Here is a 21,822-nt window from a genome sequence, read left to right as displayed (position 1 = left end):
GTGCGCCGGTCTTAGAAGGGCAGACCGGGGATGCCGCCGCCGCCGAGGCCCTGGGCGAGCGGGCCGAGCTTCTGCTTCTGGAGCGCCTGCGCGTTCTCGTTCGCCGCCTGGACGGCCGCGACGATCAGGTCGGCGAGGGTCTCGGTGTCCTGCGGGTCCACCGCCTTCGGGTCGATGACCAGGGCGCGCAGCTCGCCGGAGCCCGTCACCGTCGCCTTCACCAGGCCGCCGCCCGCCTGGCCGTCGACCTCCGTCCGCGCCAGCTCCTCCTGCGCGTTCGCGAGGTCCTGCTGCATCTTCTGGGCCTGCTGGAGCAGCTGCTGCATATTGGGCTGGCCACCACCGGGAATCACGATCAGCTCCTGGTTCGTACGGCTGTGTATACCGCTGTGAGTACCGCTGTCCGAACGGGATTTTCCCGTTCAGCATGAGCCTACGTGGTCGGCGGGTCGGTCGCCCAAGCACTCTTTCGAGTGAGACCGCACGAAGGCCTATACCTGACCAAGACCCACTTCCGGGCGGAAAACCGGTGAAACCCGTGCCATCGCCACCCATTGGGCGCTAGGAAGGAGAGGGCGCTTCAGCACCACGCGTCACGCGACATCACGCAACGTCACTAGTTTCGAACGTCGCTGGTTTCGTCGGAGTCGTCACCGCCGTCGTCAGTAGGGAGTGCCGGGTGAGCCAGCCGGAGATGCAGCCCGAGGGGCCGCCCCAGGACGGGCCGGCCGACGGGGCGATCGGGCCCCGGCCGGGCGACCTGACCGGCCGGCCGCTCCCGCTCGGGGACTGGGGGGAGCCGGCTGAGCGGCTCCATGAGATGTACCGGTGGGTCGAGCGGGGCGCGCTCGACACGGCTTCCTGGTATCTCACGGACCGCGCGGGGAAGCGGTGGGGGGCGCGGGTGCTGCGGGGCGGGGCGGCGCTGGGGGCGGTGGCCGGGGCCGCGCTGCTGCTGCTCGATCTCACCGGGGTGGTCGGGGGGATCGCCCCCTGGGGGTGTCTCGCGCTGTTGCTCGGGGTCGCGTGTGTGGCGGGTGACCGGTTCTTCGGGGTGACCTCCGGATGGATAAGGGACGTGGCCACCGCTCAGGCCGTGCAGCGGCGGCTTCAGGTGTTGCAGTTCGACTGGGCGTCCGAGAGCGTGCGGGAGGTGCTGGGGCCGACGGAGGGCACCGCCGGTGAAGCGGCGGAGCGGTGCCTCGGTGTGCTGCGGCGGTTCTCGGAGGACGTGACGGAGCTGGTCCGGGCCGAGACGGCGGACTGGATGATGGAGTTCCGGACCGGGCCGGCGCCGTTGGGGATGCAGCCCTCGCCGGCCGGGGCGCCGCAGGCGGAGAGCGGTCCGCCCGGTCGGGCGCCGCTGCCGCCGGGGGCTCGGCCGAACATGCCTCGGCAGCGGCCGCCTGAGCCGCGGTAGCCCTCCGGGTGGGGGTAGGGGTGGGTTTTCGCCCCCATCGCCCGAAGGGCTCGTCCTCAGACGCCGGACGGGCTGAAGACTGCCCCCGGCACCACAAGACCGAGTAGCCTTGTTGGTCCTCAAGTTCCTTTCCAGCCAGCGCAGTTGAGCGGTGGGGGAGTTCTGCGTGCCAGCGAATCAAGGTGGACTAGAAGGCTTTCCGGACGACCGGGCCGGTGATTTCGTACGGGACTTCCCGACGACCGTGGCGCCCGAATATCGCAATCGGGCGAACCTCGCGACCATGCCGCCGCTGTTCTTGCTGCGGGTGCCGGAATCGGCGTACACGACCGGCGTGGACCGCGTGGTCAGGGCCCTGATCGGGTCGCTCGACCACAACGGGAAGCTGGTGCCGTACGCGTATATGCCCGCCGCGGAGGACACCGCACTGCTCGCCGGGGGCGCGGGGGTGCAGTTGCAGACCGGGGCGCCGGAGAACATGACCCCCGACCGGTTCCCGCACACCCTGATCATCCGGGACCTCGTCGCGTACATCCGCGCGCACCCGCAGGCGTGGACGGAGCACGGCTCGCAGGCGAAGGAGTTGCAGGCCTACGCGTGCGAGCAACGAGCCAAGCGGGGCGGCTTGTTGGGCTTCAGCAGGATGCAGGGGCCGGAGGACGGCGGCGTCGCGGGCTTTCTGATGAGGGTCGGCTGGCTGTCGTTCGTGCAGACGTTGCCCCGGTGGTTGTGGGCCCGCGCGATGTCCCGCAAGGTGATGCGCGGCTGGCTCGGCGCGGAAGCCGTGGCCGGGGGCAGCAAGAAGCTGTTCCGGGTGATCGACAACCTCGGCAGCGTGCGCGGGACGCAGCTGAGCGGCGACCCGGGCCACCAGGAAGCGCTCCAGGAGCTCGACTGGCTGTTGGTGCGGGCCCTGCTGGAGGATCTGAGCGCGCCCCCGACAGGGAGAATCCTGCCCGCGCGGCGAAGAAGAACCGGCCGGCCCGTACTTCTCGTGGAACTGCCTCCGGAGGGCAGCCGGGGCGCCCTGGCCGCCGAGCGTTTGCTGCGCTCACTGCACCGGGCGCGCACCACCGCCCGGCCGCCCGGCCCGCTCGTCGTGGCCGTGGGCCTGCCCTCCGCCGCGCTGCTGGAGGAACTCGGCGATCCGGACGAGATGAGCCTGTCGGAGGCGAGTCTGCGGCTCGGTCAGCGGGACGGGTCGCCCGTTCTGGTGACCTTCGCCGAGGAGTCCCTCGCCCGGCGGGGGCTGCCCGTCCGCCCGGTCGATCCGCGGACCTTCAAGTTCGACTGGACCGTGCCCACCTGGCTGGTGACCGGGGTCGCCGTGCTCGCCCTGACCGCCGCGGGGCTGACGACGCGGCAGGCCCTCGTCCCCGACGTGGACCGTTCCTGCGTCGGCGGCGCCGAGTCCGTCGCCGAGTCGGCCCGCGCCACACCTATCCCGGTGGACTCCAAGGGCTGGTACGACGCGGCCGTCAAGGAGATCGCCGAGCAGAACACGCGGGCCGAGCAGGCCGCCGCCCAGGGCAGGACCGTACGGACCGTGGTCGCCTTCGTCTCCAGCGTGCCGACCAACGAGAACGAGACCCGGTTCGACGGGACCATCCCGGAGCTGCGCGGCATCGCGATGTGGCAGCGCAAGCTGCTCGACGACGCCGTGTCCAACGACTCCGCCGTCCGGCTGCGGGTCGAGGTGCGGCCCACCGGGCGGGCGTTCACCAACGCCGTGGCCGAGGCGGAGAAGCTCGTCGCCGAGGTACGGGACGAGCGTGCCGCCAAGGCGTACGAGAAGATCGTCGGCGTCCTCGGATACGCGCAGAGCCGGGACGAGACCCGGGCCGCGCTCCAGGTGCTGGGCAACGCGCGGATCCCCGCCATCGGCACCACCGCCACCGCCGACGAGATGCTGGCCGGCTCGGCGAGCCTCAGCTTCTGGCCCTTCACCCCGGCCAACTCGACCGAGGCCCGGATCGAGGCCGACTTCGCGAGCCAGCAGAACATCGTGGCGAAGCCGGGGACCCAGGAGGAGGACAGCTGCTCCCCCGCCCACCGGGCCATCGTCATCGAAAGCTCCGCCGACCTCTACAGCCGCAGCCTCGCGGACAAGTTCCGTGCCGCGTTCCCCGGCGAGTCCCAGGTCTTCAACTTCAACCAGGACGGCGACTTCGATCCCCCGCCCCCGGCGGGCGCCATCAGCGTCTCCAGCGCGGACGAGCTGGCGCGGCAGCTGTGCAAGGCGCTGCGGACGGACCCGGAGTCGGTCGTGTACTGGTCGGCGCGGGCCCGTGACTTCACCGCGTTCATCACCGCCATGGACACCCGCGGCACCTGCATCGACGACGACGTGACGGTCCTCGGCGGCAACGAACTCACGAACGTCGCCCAGACCGGCGTCTACAACAACAAGGACTGGCTGCGCCTCTACTACTCGGCGCACCGGCTGCCCGCCACCGACACCCGGGCCAGCGAGAAGACCCTCCAGTTCGTGGACGACTACAACGCGTTCGTCGGGCGCACCACGAAGGGCACCGACCCCTGGGTCCAGGACGGCCACTCCGCGGTCTCCTACGACGCCTTCCATGTCCTGTCGCAGGCGGTGGACCAGGCCCGGCTGCGCGACGAGTCCGTCTCCCGGGCGTCCGTCCTGTCCGTCCTCGGCGGCGGCGTCACCTTCAACGGCGCCACCGGCTACGTCTCCTACGACCAGGGCAACAACGCCCCGCCCCTCGACAAGACCCTCGTGCTGATGCGGCAGTTGGCGGAGCGTCCGGCGGCCGTCGTGGTGTGCGGGGCGTACCGGCAGGGCGAGTCGAGCCGTACGCAGGGCGCGCCGTGCGCCCGGCAATGAGGCACTGAACAGACGATCGGCCGGGGCTCAGCCGTCGCCGCAGATCTTCAGGCCCACCGGTGTCCCGCACGGCAGATGTCCATGCGTACGGATCACGTCCTGGCCGCTGCCCCGGCTGATGTAGGCGAGGAAACTGGAGGCGAGGGAGTCGGCGGGCGGCTGGCCGTAGGTGTAGGCGTACTCGATCTCGCGGTACGGGTAGTCGCTGGTGCCGTGCTCCAGCTCCTCCACGGACGGGCGGTGACCGTCGAGGGTGAGCCGGCGCAGGCCCTTGTATCCGGTGGCGAGGTTGAGTTCGCTGTAACCGCTCGCGCCGGGGAGCCGGACCACGGTGCTCAGCACCTGGTCGGTGGAGTCGAGTTCGCAGCGCACCACGGGCGCCGTCACGTCGTCCTTGCTGACGCAGTCCAGCGAGGAGTTGGCGATCTCGCCGCGCCCCAGCACCCGCCGCTGGAATACCTGCCGGGTACCGGAGTTGGCGTCCCGGCTGACGAGCAGGACGGGGCGGTCGGGGCCGCCGAGCTGCTTCCAGTTCTTGATCTCGCCACGGTAGAGGCGGCGTACGTTCTTCAGCGACAGGTTCTTCACGGGGACGTCGTCGTTGACGACCAGCGCGAACACCGAGACGGCGACCCGGTTCTCGCGCAGTTGCGGGTACCCGTTCGGCTTGGGGCCGTCGGAGAGGGCGACGACGGGCGGGGAGCCCTTCGTGGACTTGGCGCCCGCGTCGGCGAGTTCGCGCACCCCGGCCGTGCTGCCGTGCGGGTCGACCGTGATGTCGGAGCCCTCGCAGTCCTTCTCGTACTTCTTGGCCAGCTCGCTCATCACGGGCGCGAAGGCGGTCGAGCCGGTGACGGTCAGCGCGCGGCGGAGACGACACCGATCACCGCGGTCCCGACGGCCACAATGTTCTCTGCGCTCAACCACTCCATCGTGAGCCACTCCCCCGAGCCCTACGGTGCGGTCACCGTACGGCTCGAGGCGGAAACATCCGGGATACGCCGGGTGAAGTTCAGCGGCCTGTCACGGTAATTGACGGGTCGTCAGCCGCTTTTGGTGTAGGTCAGCGCCTCGCCCGAGTCCGTGTTCACCCGGCGCAGACGGCCGTCGGGCAGGAGGGTGACCTCGGAGGCGGCGCCCGGGGTGCAGGAGGAGATCGGTTCGCCGGTGGTGACCTCGGAGGGGCCGATCGCCAGGGGGCCGTCGGCGCCGGGGTCGGCGGTCAGTTCGGCCTGGAAAACACAGTGGTACGTGGAGTCGCCGGACGGCCCGTCCGCGGTGAGGGAGAGGACCGTGTCGCCGACCTCGCCCTGCTGGATGGTGAGTCGGCGGGTGTTGTGGCCGGTCGCGTTGTCGATGGAGGAGTCCCAGGTGCCGAGGAACGCCTCCGGGACCGTGCCGTCCTGGGGTGCCTGCGAGGAGGGCGACTCGTCGGCGGTGGGCGACGCCTCGGGCGTGGTCGGGCCCGGCGTCGTGGGCCCGCTGGTGGCCGGGGACGGCTTGGAGTCGTCGGTGCTGTCGCCGCCGCCCCGCATCAGCGCGTAGACGGAGCCGCCCGCGCCGAGCGCGACGACGAGGGCCACGACGATCAGGGCGACGGTGGAGCGGCCGCTTCTGGACGGGGGCTGGGGGGCGGGGGCGGCCCCGGGACCGTACGGCCCTCCCGGTCCGTAGGGCGTGGTCGAGCCGTACGGAGGGGCGGCGGCGCCCCAGCCGTTGTGGGGACCGTTCTGGGGAGCGTTCTGCGGATAGCCGTACGCGGGCGGGCCGGAGGGGCTGGGGTGCTGCTGAGGGTGCTGCTGGGGATAGCCGTACGCGGGGTGCGGTGTGGGCGGTGCGGCCGGCTGGGGGACGCCCGCGATCAGGGTGGGGAGGTGGTCCGAGGAGACCGGCTGCCCCGGCGCGGGCGGGGCGGGGCTTTCCTCGGCGGGGGTGGCGGCGTGCTCCGGGGCGACCTCGGGCGCGGGCGGCGCCGGGGTGGGCGCCGGAGCGGCCTGCGGCGGGGCCGGTGCCTCGTCCGGGTTCTCGGTGTCCAGCAACTGCACGGCGTGCCGCCCCAGTTGGGCCACCAGTGTGCCCGGCAGCCACGGATCGCGGGTCCGCCCGTCCACGACGGTGTCGTCCGCGCCGGTGAACTCCAGGATCTCGTCCAGCGAGGGACGGGCCGCCGGGTCCTTGCGCAGACAGCGGCGTACGAGGTCGGCGAGGCCCTCCGGCACACCCTCCAGGTCGGGATCCTCCTGCGCGATACGGAACATCATCGCGTGCACCCCGCTGCTCGCCGCCCCGAAGGGCAGCACACCCGTGGCGGCGTACGCGAGGACCGAGCCCAGACAGAAGACGTCGCACGCGGGCGTGATGCGGTCGCCGCGGACCTGCTCGGGCGCCATGAACCCGGGCGACCCGACGAGGGCGCCGGTGCGGGTGAGACCGCCGTCGGTCACGGTCTCCAGAGCGCGCGCGATCCCGAAGTCGATGACGCGCGGACCGTCGATCGTGACCAGCACGTTGGAGGGCTTGAGGTCGCGGTGGATGAGCCCGGCGGCGTGGATGTCCTTGAGGGCGTGGGCGAGTCCGGCCGCGAGGATACGGACGGAGCGCTCGGGCAGCGCGCCGTGGTCGCGGCCGACGACGGTCTGGAGCGACGGTCCGGCGACGTAGCCGGTGGCCAGCCACGGGATCTCGGCCTCCGTGTCCGCGTCGAGCACGGGTGCGGTCCAGTGACCGCCGACCCGCCGCGCGGCCCCGACCTCCTGCCGGAAGCGCGCCCGGAACTCCTCCTGCTCGGCGAGCTGCCGCCGCACCAGTTTGACGGCGACCGTACGCCCCCGGTCGGACCGGGCGAGATACACGTGCCCCATCCCGCCGGCGCCGAGGCGCGCGAGCAACCGATACGCCCCGATCCGCTGCGGATCCCCTGGCCCCAGCTTCTCCATCGCCGCGCCACCCTCCCCCGTACGTGTGCAACGGACCGAGGATAGTTCGGCCGTATCGGGAGGCGGGTTGAGCGGTGTCTACGGTTCCGTAACAGTGGTTGCCGCCGCTTCGGTGGGCGTTTTGGTGGGGCAGGCGGCGGCCGGTCCGGCGCGGCGGGCCGGCTCATCGGCGACGCCTGTCAATGGTCGCTCTCCTCGTCTCCACGCCCGACACACTGTCGTGGAAAGCCCCGGACCGCAGACAGGACGCCGATGTCGCGCCCGCCCCGCGCGCCCCTACGCTTCGGCGCATGACTCCTCAGCCCAACCCCCAGGTCGGCGCCGCCGTGAAGGCCGCGGACCGCGCGCACGTGTTCCACTCCTGGTCCGCGCAGGAGCTCATCGACCCGCTCGCCGTCGCCGGCGCGGAGGGGTCGTACTTCTGGGACTACGAAGGCAACCGGTATCTGGACTTCACCAGCGGGCTCGTCTTCACCAACATCGGCTACCAGCACCCGAAGGTCGTCGCCGCGATCCAGGAGCAGGCGGCCACCCTGTCGACGTTCGCGCCCGCCTTCGCGATCGAGGCGCGGTCGGAGGCGGCCCGGTTGATCGCCGAGCGGACCCCGGGCGACCTGGACAAGATCTTCTTCACCAACGGCGGGGCCGAGGCCGTCGAGAACGCCACGCGGATGGCCCGGCTGCACACGGGCCGGCCGAAGGTCCTTTCGGCGTACCGCTCCTACCACGGTGCCACCGCCGCCGCGATCAACCTCACCGGTGACCCGCGGCGCTGGCCCAGCGACAGCGGCGCGGCCGGTGTCGTCCACTTCTGGGCGCCGTTCCTGTACCGGTCGCCCTTCCACTCCGACAGTGAGCGACAGGAGGCCGAGCGGGCCCTCCAGCACCTCGAGGACACGATCGTGTTCGAGGGGCCGGGGACGATCGCGGCGGTGATCCTGGAGACGATCCCGGGCACGGCGGGCATCATGACGCCGCCGCCCGGCTATCTCGCCGGGGTGCGGGAGATCTGCGACCGGTACGGGATCGTCTTCGTCCTGGACGAGGTCATGGCCGGGTTCGGCCGCACCGGCAAGTGGTTCGCGGCGGACCACTACGACGTCACGCCCGACCTGATGACCTTCGCGAAGGGCGTGAACTCCGGCTACGTGCCGCTGGGCGGCGTGGCGATCTCGGCGGCGATCGCGGAGACCTTCGCCCGCCGGCCCTACCCCGGTGGGCTCACCTACTCCGGGCACCCGCTGGCCTGTGCCGCCGCCGTGGCCACGATCAACGTGATGGAGGAGGAGGGCGTCGTCGACCAGGCCGCCCGTATCGGCGAGACGGTGCTCGGGCCCGGGCTGCGGGAGCTCGCCTCCCGGCATCCCAGCGTGGGCGAGGTCCGCGGTACGGGGGTGTTCTGGGCGTTGGAGCTCGTCAGGGACCGGGCGACGCGGGAGCCGCTCGTGCCCTACAACGCTGCCGGGGAGGCGAACGCGCCGATGGCCGCGTTCGGGGCTGCCGCCAAGGCGAACGGTCTGTGGCCGTTCATCAACATGAACCGGACCCATGTCGTGCCTCCGTGCAACGTCACCGAGGCCGAGGCGAAGGAGGGCCTCGCGGCCCTGGATGTGGCGCTGACGGTGGCCGACGAGCACACGGTGTGACACCACGGGGGTTTCTCGCCCCCGCCGCCCCTACCCTCCCCCAAGCTCTCGGCTTGGGGGAGTTTGAGGACGAGGCCGTTCAGGCCGAACGGGGGTCTGGGGGCGGAGCCCCCAGGTACGGATGGGACGGGTAGGGGCGGCGGGGGCGAAAACCTCTCCGAGGGAACCCCACCCCGTAAGGTGACGTGTTCATAGGTGGAGCACACGCACGTGCACCCGTACGCGAAGGATGGGGAGCAAGAGACGATGCCCGGCCCCGGCGGCAACGCCGCCGTAACCCGCAGCACCCTGCGACAGCAGATAGCGGACGCCCTCCGCGACGAGGTGCTGGCCGGCCGCCTCCAGCCCGGGCAAGAGTTCACGGTGAAGGAGATAGCCGAGCAGTACGGCGTCTCCGCGACCCCGGTCAGGGAAGCACTGGTCGACCTGTCGGCGCAGGGCCTCCTGGAGGCGGACCAGCACCGCGGCTTCCGCGTGCACGAGTACTCGTCGACCGACTACCGCGACATGATCGAGGCCCGCAGCCTGGTCACGGACGCCATGTTCCACAGCCTCGCCGCCACCGGAATGAAACAGCTCGACGATCCCGGCGCCCTCACCGCCCTCGCGGCCGTCCGCCGCCGCGGCGAGGAGGCAGGGCGCGCCGCCTGCGCCGGCGACCTGAACGTCCTCATCGGCTACGACCTCCGCTTCTGGCGTGAGCTCAGCGGCCTCTTCGGCAACCCCTACCTCACCGACTTCCTGCACCGCCTGCGCGTCCAGTCCTGGGTGTGCACGGTGCAGCACCTGAGCCGGGTGGACGACCTGAAGGGCCGCCTGTGGTCGGGGCACACGGAGTTCGTGGACGCGCTCGCGCGCCGCGATCCGGACGCGGCGCACGCGATCATCACCGAGTACAACGCCCACTCCATAGCCCTCATCGAGCGCCTGGCCGCCGAATGAGCGCGACCCACGCCGCGGACGTCATAGAGGACATGTCGGCCACTGCCATAGACCTGACGGTCGTCGTACCCGCGTACAACGAAGAGCGCCGCCTCGCCCCGACCCTCGACGCGATCGTCACGCACCTGAGCGAGAACCAGAGCCGGCTCGGCGAGTGGGAGCTCATCGTCGTGGACGACGGGTCCACGGACGGGACCAGGGACGTCGTCGCCGCCGTCACCGCCCGCGACCGCCGCGTCCAGCTCGTCACCAGCCCCCGCAACCGCGGCAAGGGTCACGCCCTGCGGCTGGGCGTGCTCGCCTCGTACGGCCGCCGGATCCTGGTCACGGACGCCGACCTGGCCGCGCCGATCGAGGAGCTGGAGCAGCTCGACAAGGCGCTCAGCGAGGGACACTCGGCCGCGATCGGCTCGCGCGCCACGCCCGGCTCGACGATCGAGAGGCATCAGCACCTCCTGCGGGAGCTGCTCGGCCGCGCGGGCAACTTCCTCATACGCCGGGTCGCGGTGCCCGGCATACGCGACACCCAGTGCGGCTTCAAGCTGTTCGACGGGGACCGGGCACGCGAGGCGTTCGGCGCGTCCCGGCTCAATGGGTGGGGCATCGACGTCGAGGTACTGCAGCACTTCCGCCGGTCCGGCTGGCCGGTCGCCGAGGTCCCGGTCCGCTGGTCCCACCAGCCCGGCTCGAAGGTACGGCCCCTCGACTACGGCCGCGTCCTCGCCGAACTGACCCTCCTGAAGGCGCGAGCCGTACGCCCCGCCGATCTCTTCGCGGCCACCCTCTTCCTCCTCATGGCGGTCGTCCTCTACTCCGGCCGCTGGGCGGACCCGGACAACCGCTACCTCCCGGACTCACTGCAGGACCAGAACCAGTGGGAGTGGTTCTTCACGGTCACGGCCGACAACGTCCGCCACCTCCACAACCCCCTCTTCACCACCTTCCAGAACTTCCCGGACGGCGTGAACCTCATGGCCAACACGGTCATGCTGGGCCTGTCCGTCCCCTTTGCGCCGATCACCCTGCTCTTCGGCCCGGCGATCGCCCTGAGCCTGGTCATGACCCTGGGCCTGGCCGCGACCGGCGCCGCCTGGTACTGGCTGATCGTCAAGCACGTCGTACGGCACCGGGGCGCGGCCTTCGTCGGCGCGGCACTCGCCGCCTTCGCTCCCCCGATGATCAGCCACGCCAACGCGCACCCGAACTTCATGATCCTGTTCATGGTCCCGCTGATCATCGACCGTGCGCTGCGCCTGTGCACGGGCGCGCGGGTCGTCCGGGACGGGATCGTGCTCGGGCTGATGGCGACGTACCAGATCTTCCTCGGCGAGGAACCGCTGCTGCTCGCGGCGATGGGCATGGTGCTGTTCGCGCTCGGCTACGCCGCCGTACGCCGCGAGGTGGCGAAGGCGGCGCGGCGTCCGCTGCTGAAGGGGCTGGCGGTGGCGGGGGCCGTGTGTCTGCCTCTCGTCGCCTTTCCGCTGTACTGGCAGTTCGCCGGGCCGCAGAGCTACGAGAGCGTCCTGCACGGCGACAACGCCGGCAACAGTCCGCTGGCCCTGATCTCCTTCGCCGAGCGCTCACTCCTCGCCGGGAACGCGGAGAACGCGAACGCGCTCTCCCTGAACCCCACCGAGCAGAACGCCTTCTACGGCTGGCCGCTGGCCGCGTTCATCTTCGCGGTCGTCATACGGCTGTGGGAGCGGGCCGTGGTGAAGGCGCTCGCGTTCACCGTCCTGGCCGCGGCGCTCCTCTCCCTCGGCCCCAAGGTCCGTATCCCGCTGACGGACACCGTGCTGCCCGGGCCCTGGGCACTGGTGTCCGACAAGCCCCTCTTCGAGTCCGTCATCGAGGGGCGGGTCGCGATGATCTGCGCGCCCGCGCTGGGAATGCTGGTGGCGCTGGCCATCGAGCGGCTGCTGCGGGCACGGGGCGCCGCCACGCAGTACTTCGGCGCGCTGGCCGTCGCCGCCGCGCTGCTCCCCCTCGTCCCCGCCCCGCTGAAGACGGTGGACCGCGTCGCGGTGCCCGCGTTCTTCACCGACGGGACGTGGAAGTCGTACGTCGGCGAGGGCGAGTCGCTCGTGCCGGTGCCGCTGCCGGACCCGGGCAACGCGGAGGCGCTGCACTGGCAGACCGCGGCGGACCTGGCCTTCAAGCTCCCCGGGGGCTACTTCAACGGCCCGTACGGCGAGGACCGCGTCGGCATCTACGGCGCCTCGCCCCGCCACACCTCCAACCTTCTGCGCGACGTGCGGTATTCGGGCACCGTCCCGGTGATCGGCGAGAACTGGCAGGCGCAGGCCCGTAAGGACTTCGCGTTCTGGAAGGCGGGCGCGCTGGTGCTGGCCCCGGGGACCAACCAGGACGAGCTTCGGGTGACGGTGGACAAGCTGGTGGGGCGGCCCGGCAAATGGACGCACGGGGTCTGGGTATGGGATCTGCACGACGGGAAGTGACCGCACCGGATCGCGCCCCACGTCCTACCCGGCATCACACCCGACGTCGTACCCGACCGCACACCCGACGCCGTACCCGACCGCACACCCGACGCCGTACCTGACGTCACACCCGACATCGCACCCGAAGTGAACACACCCGAGGGGGACCGGGCGAGCCCCCCACCCATTACGCTTCCCTGACCATCGTGCCGGTGCCGGTCTCGCTGCCGGTACCGGTGCCGCTGCCACTGCCGCACAAGGAGCTAGAGGAGCCGTCTGTTGGCCTGTGATCTGTGGCTGGTCCCGCTCGTCGACGTGTTGTGCCACACCCCCGACAACCCCTTCACCGAGGAACTGGCGCTCTACGACAAAGCGCTGGGCGAGGCCGGACTCCCGCCGGTCCCGGTGTACGCGTACATGCCGGGACTGTCCGGCGAAGTGGCCCCGGTCGCGGGCTTCGACTACGACGCGCTGCACTTCCTGCGCCGCGCGTATCTGCTCCAGATGTGCGGCCTCGCGGTGACCCCGGTGGACGAACTGGGCGGCGACTACGAGCAGCTGCTGGAGATGTTCGAGACGAACGCCCAGCAGTCGCACCTCGTCTGGCACTACGACCACGCGGGCGCGTACGTGCCGGTCGACTTCCCGCACCCGCTCGCCAACGACGAACTCCTCGCGGGAGGCGGCCCCCTGGGCTCCTCCCAGACGCTGCTGCGCGAACTCGAGTTCGTGGCCCCGTCGATCGGCATCGACCCGGCGAACCCGCCCGGGCCCCCGGAGGCCCCGCTCGCCCCCACCTCCCTGGAGGAACCGGCGGCCCCCGGCCCGTACGACGCGAGCCCCTTCGCCCGCGAACGCCACGTCTGGCTGGGCCTGCACGCGGCGGCCACCCGAAGCCTCGCCCAGGGCTCGATGATCATCTTCAGCTAGGACCTGCCGGTCCCCTCCCGGCGGGCGGCGGCACGGAGCCCTGCCGCCGCCCGCCGGGGTCCGCCTCGCGGTTCGTTCGGGCGCCGACGAGACCCACATACCCCTCAGTAAGCGTGCGACTACAATGCGTTCCCGACGGTGCTGCACCATGACCATGAAGGGGACGCACGATGTCACTGATGCTGGAACGGTCGACGACAAGCGGCACCGATCCCCACAGTTTCGAGGCCCTGCTCGACGCCCTCGACGAGCTGCGCGTGCCGGACGGCTACAAGGCCGAGATCATCAGAGGGAACATCGTCGTGTCGCCGTCGTCGAAGGCGTACCACCTGGACGTCATGGACCTGGTCTGCGACCAGCTGCGCCCCCACCTGCCGGACGGGCACCGCATCGGCTCATCGCCCGCGTTGTACGTGCTTCCCGGAGTCGAGCGGGCTTACGGCCCCGACATCCACTCCGCCCACCGGCAGACCCGGCAGACCCGCCGGACCACCACCAGCCTCCTGGACGGCGCGGGCCTCTCCTTCGTCGCCGAGCTGACCTCCTCCCCCACCCGCGAGGACGACCTGCCCGACAAGGTCGACGCCTACGGCAAGGCGGGCGTCCCCCTGTACCTGATCCTCGACATGCAGGAGGAGGAGGCCACCGTCCTGTGGGGACCTTCCCCCAAGGGATACGAGGGCAGCTTCACCAAGCCGTTCGGTGAGGAGCTCCACATCCCCGCCCCGTTCGACTGCACCCTCGACACCAGCGGCTTCCAGGCACCGCGCGAGCCTTGGGCGGACGACGAGAGCACCGAGACGCCACCGGCCCGGTAGTCCCCCTGCTTGCGTGGCGCACGTCGCCGCCAGGGGTAGCCACCGCGGGCCCGCGCGAACGGAAGCAGCAAGGGGAGCATTTGGGCCACATCCAAAGGCGTCGTACGCCCAGAATGTGGCCCAAATGCTCCAATCCCTCCCCGCCGGGAGGTCAGATGAACGAGTTGATCTCGATCGTTTCGTCGCGGCCGGGGCCTACGCCGATCGCGGAGATCGGGGCGCCTGACATCTCCTCCAGCGCCTTCACATAGCCCTGGGCGTTCTTCGGGAGGTCGGAGAAGGACTTCGCCTTGGTGATGTCCTCGGACCAGCCCGGGAGGGTCTCGTAGACCGGCTTCGCGTGGTGGAAGTCGGTCTGGGAGTACGGGAGTTCCTCGACGCGCTTGCCGTCGATCTCGTACGCCACACAGACCGGGATCTCCTCCCAGCCGGTGAGGACGTCCAGCTTGGTGAGGAAGAAGTCGGTCAGGCCGTTGACGCGGGTCGCGTAGCGGGCGATGACGGCGTCGAACCAACCGCAGCGGCGGTCACGGCCCGTCGTCACACCCCGCTCGCCACCGATGCGGCGCAGCGCCTCACCGTCCGCGTCGAAGAGCTCCGTGGGGAACGGGCCCGAGCCGACGCGGGTCGTGTACGCCTTCAGGATGCCGATGACCCGGCTGATCTTGGTCGGGCCGACACCCGCGCCCGTGCAGGCGCCGCCCGCGGTCGGGTTCGAGGAGGTGACGAAGGGGTACGTGCCGTGGTCGATGTCCAGCAGCGTGCCCTGGCCGCCCTCGAAGAGCACGACCTTGTCCTGCTCAAGGGCCTGGTTGAGGATCAGGACGGTGTCCGCGACGTACGGCTTCAGCCGGTCCGCGTAGCCCAGCAGCTCCTCGACGACCTGGCCCGCCTCGATGGCGCGGCGGTTGTAGAGCTTGGTGAGCAGCTGGTTCTTGACGTCGAGGGCCGCTTCGACCTTCTGCGTCAGGATCGACTCGTCGTACAGGTCCTGGATGCGGATGCCTACGCGGTTGATCTTGTCCGCGTAGGTCGGGCCGATACCGCGCCCGGTCGTGCCGATCTTCCGCTTACCGAGGAAGCGTTCCGTCACCTTGTCGACGGTGACGTTGTACGGCGTGATGATGTGCGCGTTACCGCTGATCAGGAGCTTGGAGGTGTCGACGCCGCGCTCGCCCAGTCCGTTCAGCTCGGAGAACAGGACCGACGGGTCGACGACGACTCCGTTTCCGATCACCGGAGTGCACTCCGGTGTGAGGATTCCGGAAGGGAGGAGGTGGAGGGCGTACTTCTGATCGCCCACGACTACCGTGTGGCCGGCGTTGTTGCCGCCCTGGTAGCGCACCACATAGTCCACGGATCCACCGAGCAGGTCGGTGGCCTTTCCCTTGCCTTCGTCACCCCACTGAGCACCGAGCAGCACAAGTGCGGGCACAGGCGTACACCCCTTCCGGGCGGGGCATGTCCAAGGTCGGGGACGTACGCGGCTGATTTCTTGGTACGGCTGCGTACGCCGGCGACCTCCTTTGGCCGCGACCGTCGGACCGGATGCCCCGGAATAGACGAAGCCCCTGGCGCAATAGCGCAAGGGGCTCTTGCACAAAGATGCTACCCGAGGAAACGAGGCATGACCGAGGTGGCGGCTTCCGACCAGCTCCTGGTGGTCATCGACCCGATCGCCCGTCGCCATGACGGTGAGGCGGTGCGGATCGCAAAAGACGTGCTCAGCGCGGGTGCGGCCACGAAAGTGTGCCTGCCGGACGGCCCTGAGGAATTTGCCCGGGCACTGGCCCGGAGAGGGGGTCGGCGGCCTGTGGTCGTCGGCGACGATCGGGCGCTTTTGCGAGCTGTGTCTCATTTGCACCGACGGCGGGAACTCGCCATGTGCGGGCTGTCGCTGGTGCCTGTGGGCGGTGCGGTGTCGCTCGCGCAGGCGCTCGGGGTGCCGACGGGGGCCGTGGCCGCGGCGCGGGCCGTGCTCGACGGGGCCGAGCGGCGGCTCGACCTGCTCGTCGACGACAGTGACGGGGTGGTGCTGGGCGCGTTGCGGATTCCGTCGATGGCGTCGTCGTCAGAGGCTTCGAGGGCTTCGAGGGCTTCGAGGGCTTCGGCGTCGGTTCGTGAAGGGGCCGGTGACGGGGCCGGCGTGGGGGCGCATGCATGGCTGCGGACCTGTCAGTCGCTCGTCCGCACGCTGGCCGCCGCCCGGCCGGCGCGGGTGGCGTCGTCCGGACCCGGGCCCGGGCCGACGCGGCTGCGGGTCGAGGTCGACGGGGTCACGGTGGTCGACCTGGATCAGCCCGTGGCGGGGCTGTCCGTGACTCCGGGGGCGCTGGGCGGTGCGGAGGTGGTGGTGCGGCCCGTGTCCGTGGGGGCGGAGGCTTCGCCGTTGGTGGTGGTGGGGCGGCGGGTCACTGTGTCCGGGGCGGACTTTCGGTATCGGGCGGATTCGGTGGTTGCGGGGCCTGTACGGACTCGGACGTGGATGGTTCAGGAGGGGGGATGGGGACTTACGTTGCCGGGGTGAGGGGCGGCGTGGAGCGTGGGTCTGCACAGGACAGGCGCCGTGGCGCGCGCCCCGTGCGACGATGCGCGGATGGTCAGTGACGCCGAATGGACGCGGATACGAAGGGGACTGCGCTTCGGACAGGTCCTCACCGGCACCGTCGTACGCGTCCCCCGGCCCGGGGCCATCGGCATCTTCGTGGACGTCGGGCTTGAGGTGGGTGGCTTCGTCGACATGGCCCTCCTTCCCCAACCGGCCGCACGATGGCCCGCGGAAGGCACCGTCACCTCGTTCGAGGTGTGGGCGGCGGACGACCGGCACCAGCTGCGACTGAAACCGGCGGATCCGGCCTACCTGTGCGACGACTTCGACGAGTTCGCGGCGCGGTTCCGGCCGGCTTGGCCCTCGCAAGTGGGGCAACCTGTCGAGCCCGCCCCGGGGGCCGACGAGTAAGTCCCGTCGCAGGGCTTCCGCCTTCAGCCCCCAGCCCTCACCTTCAGTCCTCAGTCCTCAGTCCTCAGTCCTCAGTCCTCACCGAAGACCTTCTCCCGATGGACGCGCCAACGGTCCATCATCTTGGCGATCTCGCCGTCGATGAACTCGAAGAAGGCGAGGGTCTCGGCGACGCGGCGTCCCGCGGGGGTGTCGCTTCCCAGGCTCTCGACACCCTCGCGCAGGGCGTACTCCCAGCGCTTGAGGACTGCCTCGCGGTTGGTCAGGGCCTCGTACCACTGGTCGCTGTGCACGCGGTAGCGCTCGCGCCGCGAGCCGGGTTCGCGCTCACGCGAGACCATGTGCTGCTGCGCGAGATATCGCACCGCGCCGGAGACCGCGGCCGGACTGATCCGCAACTGCTCGCCGAGCTCGGCGGAGGTCAAGGTGCCCGCGTCGGAGGCGAGCAGCGCCGCGAAGACGCGGGCCGCCATCCGCTGCATCCCCGCCTCGACCAGCTGTGCCGCGAAGCCTTCGACGAACTTGGAGACCGCTTCCGAGTCCCGCGCCGCCCCAGTGGGTTCGGTCATCCCTGGATCATCTCCCCTGCTCGCGCACCGCCCTCTAGTCTATCCGGCGTTCATACGCTTCCTTAACTTCACAAATTTGTGAATCTAGCGTACGTTCTGAATCATGACGAAGGCAATCACCGTCTCCGGACTGCACAAGTCGTTCGGCAGGACACAGGCACTGGACGGCCTCGACCTGGACGTCGAAACCGGTGAGGTGCACGGCTTCCTCGGCCCGAACGGTGCCGGGAAGTCCACCACCATCCGCGTCCTGCTCGGCCTGCTGCGCGCCGACTCGGGTGCGGTGCAGTTGCTGGGCCGGGACCCCTGGGCGGACGCGGTCGAGCTGCACCGCCGGGTCGCCTACGTGCCCGGCGATGTGACGCTGTGGCGCAACCTGTCCGGCGGCGAGGTCATCGACCTGTACGGGCGGCTGCGCGGCGGTCTCGACACGGCACGCCGGGCGGACCTCGTCGAACGGTTCGAGCTGGACCCCACCAAGAAGGGGCGCACGTACTCCAAGGGCAACCGGCAGAAGGTCGCCCTCGTCGCCGCCTTCGCCTCCGACGTCGACCTGCTGATCCTGGACGAACCGACCTCCGGCCTCGACCCGCTGATGGAGGAGGTCTTCCAGAGCTGCGTCGAGGAGGAGCGCGACCGCGGCCGGACCATCCTTCTCTCCTCGCACATCCTCAGCGAGGTCGAGGAGCTGTGCGACCGGGTCAGCATCATCCGCAAGGGCCAGACGGTGGAGAGCGGTTCGCTCGCCCAGCTGCGCCATCTGACCCGTACCAGCGTCACCGCCGAACTCGCGGGCCCGCCCAACGGGTTGTCGCATCTGCCCGGCGTGCACGATCTCGACGTACAGGGGCGGCGGGTCAAGCTCCAGGTCGACACCGACAAGCTGGACGCCGTACTGCGCTCGCTGACCGACTCGGGCGTACGGTCCCTGACCTCGACCCCGCCCACCCTGGAGGAGCTGTTCCTGCGGCACTACCAGGACGACGTACGCACGGAGGCGATGGCGCGATGACCGCCCTGGCCGCCGACACCCGGTTCGCCTCTCGGCACGGCGGGGCACGTCAACTCGCCGGTACGGGCACGCTGCTGAGGTTCGCGCTGCGCCGGGACCGGGTGATGATCCCGCTGTGGGTGGGCGTCATCGGTCTGATGGTGCTCTCCATGCCCAACTCGCTGAACACCATCTACAGCACCGCCGCCGAACGCGCCGACCTCGCCCAGCAGATGCTCACCAACAGCTCGCTACGCGCCACGTACGGCCCCGTGTTCAGCGACTCCCTCGGCGGACTCACGGCCTGGCGCATCGGCGCCTATGCCGGACTCTTCGCCGCGATCATGAACCTGCTCATCGTCGTACGGCACACCCGGGACGAGGAGGAGAGCGGACGCCAGGAACTCATCTCGACGGGGGTGGTGGGGCGTCGGGCCCCGCTGACCTCGGCGCTGCTGGCGGCGCTCGTCGCCAACGGCGTGCTCGGGCTGCTGATCGCGGGCGGGCTCGCCGGGCAGGGTGGCGCCGGGGCACTGGCGCTGGGGCTCGGCACGGCGGGTGTCGGCATGGTCTTCGCCACGATGGCGGCGATCGTCGCGCAGTTCACGGAGAGCGCGCGGCTCGCGAAGGGCCTGACCGGCGGACTGCTCGGCGCGGCCTTCGTCCTGAAGGCGGCCGGCGACTCGTCGACGACGGACGGCTCCTCACCGCTCACCTGGATCTCCCCCATCGGCTGGCTGGAGAACCTCCGCTCCTTCGCGGACGAACGCTGGTGGGTACTGCTGCTGTTCATCGCGGCGGTCGTGGTGCAGGGCGCGGTCGCCTACGAGCTCGCCGGGCGGCGCGACGTCGGCATGAGCTTCCTGCCGACCCGGCCCGGTCCGGCGGTGGGGCGGCTGGGCACGGCCTGGGCGCTGGCCTGGCGGTTGCAGCGGGGCGCCGTGCTCGGCTGGAGCCTCGGGTTCCTCGCGGCCGGGGCCGCCTTCGGCGGGATGACGAAGGGGGCGGCGGATCTCGTCGGCGACAACGACAAGACCCGCGAGATCATCGAACGGATGGGCGGGCAGTCCGGGATCACCGACGCGTTCCTCGCCGCGATGGTCGGCATGCTGGGGATGGTCGCCGCGCTGTACGTCGTCTCGTCCGTACTGCGGCTGTACGGCGAGGAGACCTCCCAGCGCGCCGAACCGGTGCTCGCGAACGCGGTCGGCCGGCTGCGGTGGGCCTCCGGCCACCTCGTCATCGCCTTCGGTGGCGCGGTCCTGATCATGCTGCTGGGCGGGCTGGGACTGGCGCTCGGTTACGGCGACGAGTTCGGCCCGATCCTCGGCGCCTGCCTGGTCCAGGTCCCGGCGATCTGGACCCTGGGCGCACTGGCCGTCCTGCTGTACGGGCTCTCGCCCCAGCTCGCCCCGGGCGCCTGGGGCGCGGCGGGCCTCACCCTCCTGCTGGGCTGGATCGGGCCCGCCCTGAACATCCCCCAGTCCGTCATGAACCTCTCCCCCTTCGGGCACCTCCCGAAGCTGCCGGGCGGGGAGATGGCGTGGACGCCGGTGGTTCTTCTGACGGGGATCGCGGTGGCGCTGGTGGCGGCCGGGCTCACGGGGTTGCGACGGCGGGACGTGGGGGCCTGAGACTTCCGGCAACCGCCGGGTGGGACGGCGCGTCCCTGGGGGCATGGGGCAACGTTTGCAAGCAGCCGGCGGGTGTCTGGTCGCCGTCGCCGGGGCGGGGGCCGGGCTCGCGGTGTGGTTCGCGCGGGCACAGGGGCGATGGCACGAGTTCGAGGCGGGGCCCAACTGGTCTTTGCTCTACGCCGAGTTGCCGTTCTTCGTCATCGGCGGGACGGCCGCGGCCATGGCCGTATGGGCGGTGGCAGACCGGCTCAGGGCACGACGGTAGGCGTCCGTCCGGCGCGGTCAGTCGACGTCGGCGTAACCAACGTAGGTGTCGCTGTCGTCGAGTCGGCGGCCGGTCCCGGCGTCGACGACGACGGGCTCGGCCTCCTGGGGGTTCGCCGGAAGGAAGGCGCGCCCCGAATGACTCAGATCTCGACGCTCAATCCGCCAAGTCCCCGGATCACGAAGTTCGGCTTCCGCTCCGGCTCGGCGGTCGGCCTCAGGGTCGGGGCCCGGTCCAGCAGGGCCGCCATGGACGCGGCCAGTTCGATGCGGGCCAGTGGCGCGCCGATGCAGTAGTGGATGCCCGCCGAGAAGGAGATGTGCGGGTTCTCCTTGCGGGTCAGGTCCAGTTGTCCGGGGTTCTCGAAGACCTCCGGGTCGTGGTTGGCGGAGCCGAAGAGCATCGCGATCTCCGCGCCCCTCGGGATCACCGTGCCGTCGATCTCGATCTCGTCCAGGACCCAGCGCTCGAAGAGCTGGAGCGGGGTGTCGTAACGCATCAGCTCTTCCACGGCGGACGGGATCAGGGAGTGATCCGCGCGCAGGGCCGACAGTTGGTCGGGGTTGCGGAACAGGGCCCACCAGCCGTTCACTGTCGCGTTGACCGTGGCCTCGTGGCCGGCGTTCAGCAGCAGTACGCAGGTCGAGATCATCTCCTGCTCGGTGAGGCGGTCGCCCTCGTCGTACACCGTGATCAGGCCCGAGATCAGGTCGTCGCCCGGCTCCTTGCGGCGGGCCGCGATCAGCTCCTGGAGATACTCCGTGAACTCGACCGACGCCCGCACCGCCTTCGCCGCCGTCTCCTGCGACGGACTCAACTCGTACATCCCGCAGATGTCCGCCGACCAGGGGCGAAGCTGGGCGCGGTCCGACTCCGGGATGCCCAGCATCTCGGCGATCACGGCCACCGGGAGCGGCTCCGCCACGTCCGTCAGCAGGTCACCGCCGCCCGCCTCGACCAGGCCGGCCACCAGCTCGTTCGCCAGACCGTGCACATACGGCTTGAGCTGCTCCACCGTGCGCGGCGTGAACGCCTTCGACACCAACCGTCGGATCCGCGTGTGGTCCGGCGGCTCCAGGTCGAGCATCCCGTGGTCGTTGAGGACGTGGAACGGCTCGTGCTCGGCCGGGGGCGCCGTCCGGCCGAAGTCCTCGTGCGTGAAGCGGTGCTGGTACGTCCGGCCCAGGCGCCGGTCCCGCAGCAGCGCCGACACGTCCGCGTGGTGCGGGACCAGCCATTGGTCGGTGGGCTCGTAGTGGACCACCCGGCCGCGCTCGCGCAGCTCCGCGTACGCGGGGTACGGGTTCGCCACGAACTCCGGGTTCCAGGGATTGAAGGCCAGAGGGGACTGCGAGGTGTGCGAGGCTGCCATGGGCGGACGCTAGCCCGACTCGGCCCCGCTGAACAGGGGTGTCTC

At 70.8% G+C, this 21,822-nt stretch carries 18 protein-coding genes and 1 pseudogene; 13 read left to right on the top strand and 6 right to left on the bottom strand.

Annotation, left to right across the window (positions count from 1 at the left end; all coding sequences use genetic code 11):
- Nucleotides 1–11: 11 nt before the first annotated feature.
- Nucleotides 12–353 (bottom strand): YbaB/EbfC family nucleoid-associated protein, encoded by a 342-nt coding sequence (locus AB0D57_RS09390; protein WP_362069266.1) that lies wholly within the window; start codon nucleotides 351–353, stop codon nucleotides 12–14.
- 326 nt (nucleotides 354–679) lie between these two features.
- Between AB0D57_RS09390 and AB0D57_RS09385 the strand changes: the two genes are divergently transcribed.
- Together AB0D57_RS09385 and AB0D57_RS09380 are read left to right on the top strand one after the other, a co-directional pair.
- Nucleotides 680–1,420, top strand: a complete 741-nt coding sequence (locus AB0D57_RS09385) for an SLATT domain-containing protein (RefSeq protein WP_362069263.1) — start codon at nucleotides 680–682, stop codon at nucleotides 1,418–1,420.
- 166 nt (nucleotides 1,421–1,586) lie between these two features.
- The gene (locus AB0D57_RS09380; RefSeq protein WP_362069260.1) at nucleotides 1,587–4,271 is read left to right on the top strand and encodes an ABC transporter substrate-binding protein; all 2,685 of its coding nucleotides are present in this window, start codon (nucleotides 1,587–1,589) and stop codon (nucleotides 4,269–4,271) included.
- 27 nt (nucleotides 4,272–4,298) lie between these two features.
- Here AB0D57_RS09380 and AB0D57_RS09375 read toward each other — a convergent pair.
- Together AB0D57_RS09375 and AB0D57_RS09370 are read right to left on the bottom strand one after the other, a co-directional pair.
- Nucleotides 4,299–5,132 (bottom strand): annotated as a pseudogene (locus AB0D57_RS09375) (substrate-binding domain-containing protein); the annotation flags it as partial.
- A 182-nt stretch (nucleotides 5,133–5,314) separates the two neighbouring features.
- A complete protein-coding gene (locus tag AB0D57_RS09370; protein WP_362069257.1) occupies nucleotides 5,315–7,207 on the bottom strand; it encodes a serine/threonine-protein kinase in 1,893 nt (630 codons plus the stop codon).
- A 290-nt stretch (nucleotides 7,208–7,497) separates the two neighbouring features.
- Here AB0D57_RS09370 and AB0D57_RS09365 point away from each other — a divergent pair, with 290 nt between their 5' ends.
- From AB0D57_RS09365 to AB0D57_RS09340, 6 genes are all read left to right on the top strand, one after another.
- Nucleotides 7,498–8,853 (top strand): aspartate aminotransferase family protein, encoded by a 1,356-nt coding sequence (locus tag AB0D57_RS09365; RefSeq protein ID WP_362069254.1) that lies wholly within the window; start codon nucleotides 7,498–7,500, stop codon nucleotides 8,851–8,853.
- 246 nt (nucleotides 8,854–9,099) lie between these two features.
- Nucleotides 9,100–9,795: a GntR family transcriptional regulator gene (locus AB0D57_RS09360; protein ID WP_362069347.1), complete on the top strand. Its 696-nt coding sequence runs from the start codon at nucleotides 9,100–9,102 to the stop codon at nucleotides 9,793–9,795.
- Nucleotides 9,792–12,254 (top strand): dolichyl-phosphate beta-glucosyltransferase, encoded by a 2,463-nt coding sequence (locus tag AB0D57_RS09355; protein ID WP_362069251.1) that lies wholly within the window; start codon nucleotides 9,792–9,794, stop codon nucleotides 12,252–12,254. Before AB0D57_RS09360 ends, AB0D57_RS09355 begins: the two co-directional genes overlap by 4 nt.
- Nucleotides 12,235–12,387, top strand: a complete 153-nt coding sequence (locus AB0D57_RS09350) for a PT domain-containing protein (protein ID WP_362069344.1) — start codon at nucleotides 12,235–12,237, stop codon at nucleotides 12,385–12,387. The genes AB0D57_RS09355 and AB0D57_RS09350 overlap by 20 nt, the downstream gene beginning before the upstream one ends.
- Before the next feature lie 128 nt (nucleotides 12,388–12,515).
- Complete coding sequence (locus AB0D57_RS09345) at nucleotides 12,516–13,166, top strand: hypothetical protein (RefSeq protein WP_362069248.1); 651 nt, start codon at nucleotides 12,516–12,518, stop codon at nucleotides 13,164–13,166.
- A gap of 170 nt (nucleotides 13,167–13,336) precedes the next feature.
- Nucleotides 13,337–13,984, top strand: a complete 648-nt coding sequence (locus AB0D57_RS09340) for a Uma2 family endonuclease (protein WP_362069245.1) — start codon at nucleotides 13,337–13,339, stop codon at nucleotides 13,982–13,984.
- Nucleotides 13,985–14,135: 151 nt separating this feature from the next.
- Here the strand turns inward: AB0D57_RS09340 and AB0D57_RS09335 are convergent, their stop codons facing one another.
- Complete coding sequence (locus AB0D57_RS09335) at nucleotides 14,136–15,419, bottom strand: adenylosuccinate synthase (RefSeq protein ID WP_362069242.1); 1,284 nt, start codon at nucleotides 15,417–15,419, stop codon at nucleotides 14,136–14,138.
- Nucleotides 15,420–15,611: 192 nt separating this feature from the next.
- On the opposite strand from AB0D57_RS09335, the gene AB0D57_RS09330 reads away from it, so the two are divergent.
- Both AB0D57_RS09330 and AB0D57_RS09325 read left to right on the top strand, forming a co-directional pair.
- Nucleotides 15,612–16,511 (top strand): diacylglycerol kinase, encoded by a 900-nt coding sequence (locus AB0D57_RS09330; protein WP_362069239.1) that lies wholly within the window; start codon nucleotides 15,612–15,614, stop codon nucleotides 16,509–16,511.
- Nucleotides 16,512–16,580: 69 nt separating this feature from the next.
- Nucleotides 16,581–16,943 carry a hypothetical protein gene (locus tag AB0D57_RS09325; protein WP_362069236.1) on the top strand — a complete coding sequence of 121 codons (363 nt, stop codon included), beginning with the start codon at nucleotides 16,581–16,583 and terminating at the stop codon, nucleotides 16,941–16,943.
- A gap of 71 nt (nucleotides 16,944–17,014) precedes the next feature.
- Here the strand turns inward: AB0D57_RS09325 and AB0D57_RS09320 are convergent, their stop codons facing one another.
- Nucleotides 17,015–17,512, bottom strand: a complete 498-nt coding sequence (locus AB0D57_RS09320; protein WP_362069233.1) for a MarR family transcriptional regulator — start codon at nucleotides 17,510–17,512, stop codon at nucleotides 17,015–17,017.
- A gap of 103 nt (nucleotides 17,513–17,615) precedes the next feature.
- Between AB0D57_RS09320 and AB0D57_RS09315 the strand changes: the two genes are divergently transcribed.
- Genes AB0D57_RS09315 through AB0D57_RS09305 form a run of 3 tightly spaced genes read left to right on the top strand, consistent with a single transcriptional unit; the run spans nucleotide 17,616 to nucleotide 20,405 of the window.
- Nucleotides 17,616–18,524 carry an ABC transporter ATP-binding protein gene (locus tag AB0D57_RS09315; protein WP_362069230.1) on the top strand — a complete coding sequence of 303 codons (909 nt, stop codon included), beginning with the start codon at nucleotides 17,616–17,618 and terminating at the stop codon, nucleotides 18,522–18,524.
- On the top strand, nucleotides 18,521–20,137 hold the full coding sequence (locus AB0D57_RS09310) for an ABC transporter permease (protein WP_362069227.1): 1,617 nt from the start codon (nucleotides 18,521–18,523) through the stop codon (nucleotides 20,135–20,137). Before AB0D57_RS09315 ends, AB0D57_RS09310 begins: the two co-directional genes overlap by 4 nt.
- Nucleotides 20,138–20,180: 43 nt before the next feature.
- Nucleotides 20,181–20,405 carry a hypothetical protein gene (locus tag AB0D57_RS09305; RefSeq protein ID WP_362069224.1) on the top strand — a complete coding sequence of 75 codons (225 nt, stop codon included), beginning with the start codon at nucleotides 20,181–20,183 and terminating at the stop codon, nucleotides 20,403–20,405.
- Between the two features lie 142 nt (nucleotides 20,406–20,547).
- Here AB0D57_RS09305 and AB0D57_RS09300 read toward each other — a convergent pair whose 3' ends face one another.
- The gene (locus tag AB0D57_RS09300) at nucleotides 20,548–21,777 is read right to left on the bottom strand and encodes a cytochrome P450 (protein WP_362069221.1); all 1,230 of its coding nucleotides are present in this window, start codon (nucleotides 21,775–21,777) and stop codon (nucleotides 20,548–20,550) included.
- Nucleotides 21,778–21,822 lie beyond the last annotated feature (45 nt).

This window comes from Streptomyces sp. NPDC048275, assembly GCF_040652275.1.
GTDB lineage: Bacteria > Actinomycetota > Actinomycetes > Streptomycetales > Streptomycetaceae > Streptomyces.
The sequence above is the reverse complement of the archived record's forward strand: the minus strand, read 5'-3'. Positions and strand labels throughout refer to the sequence as shown.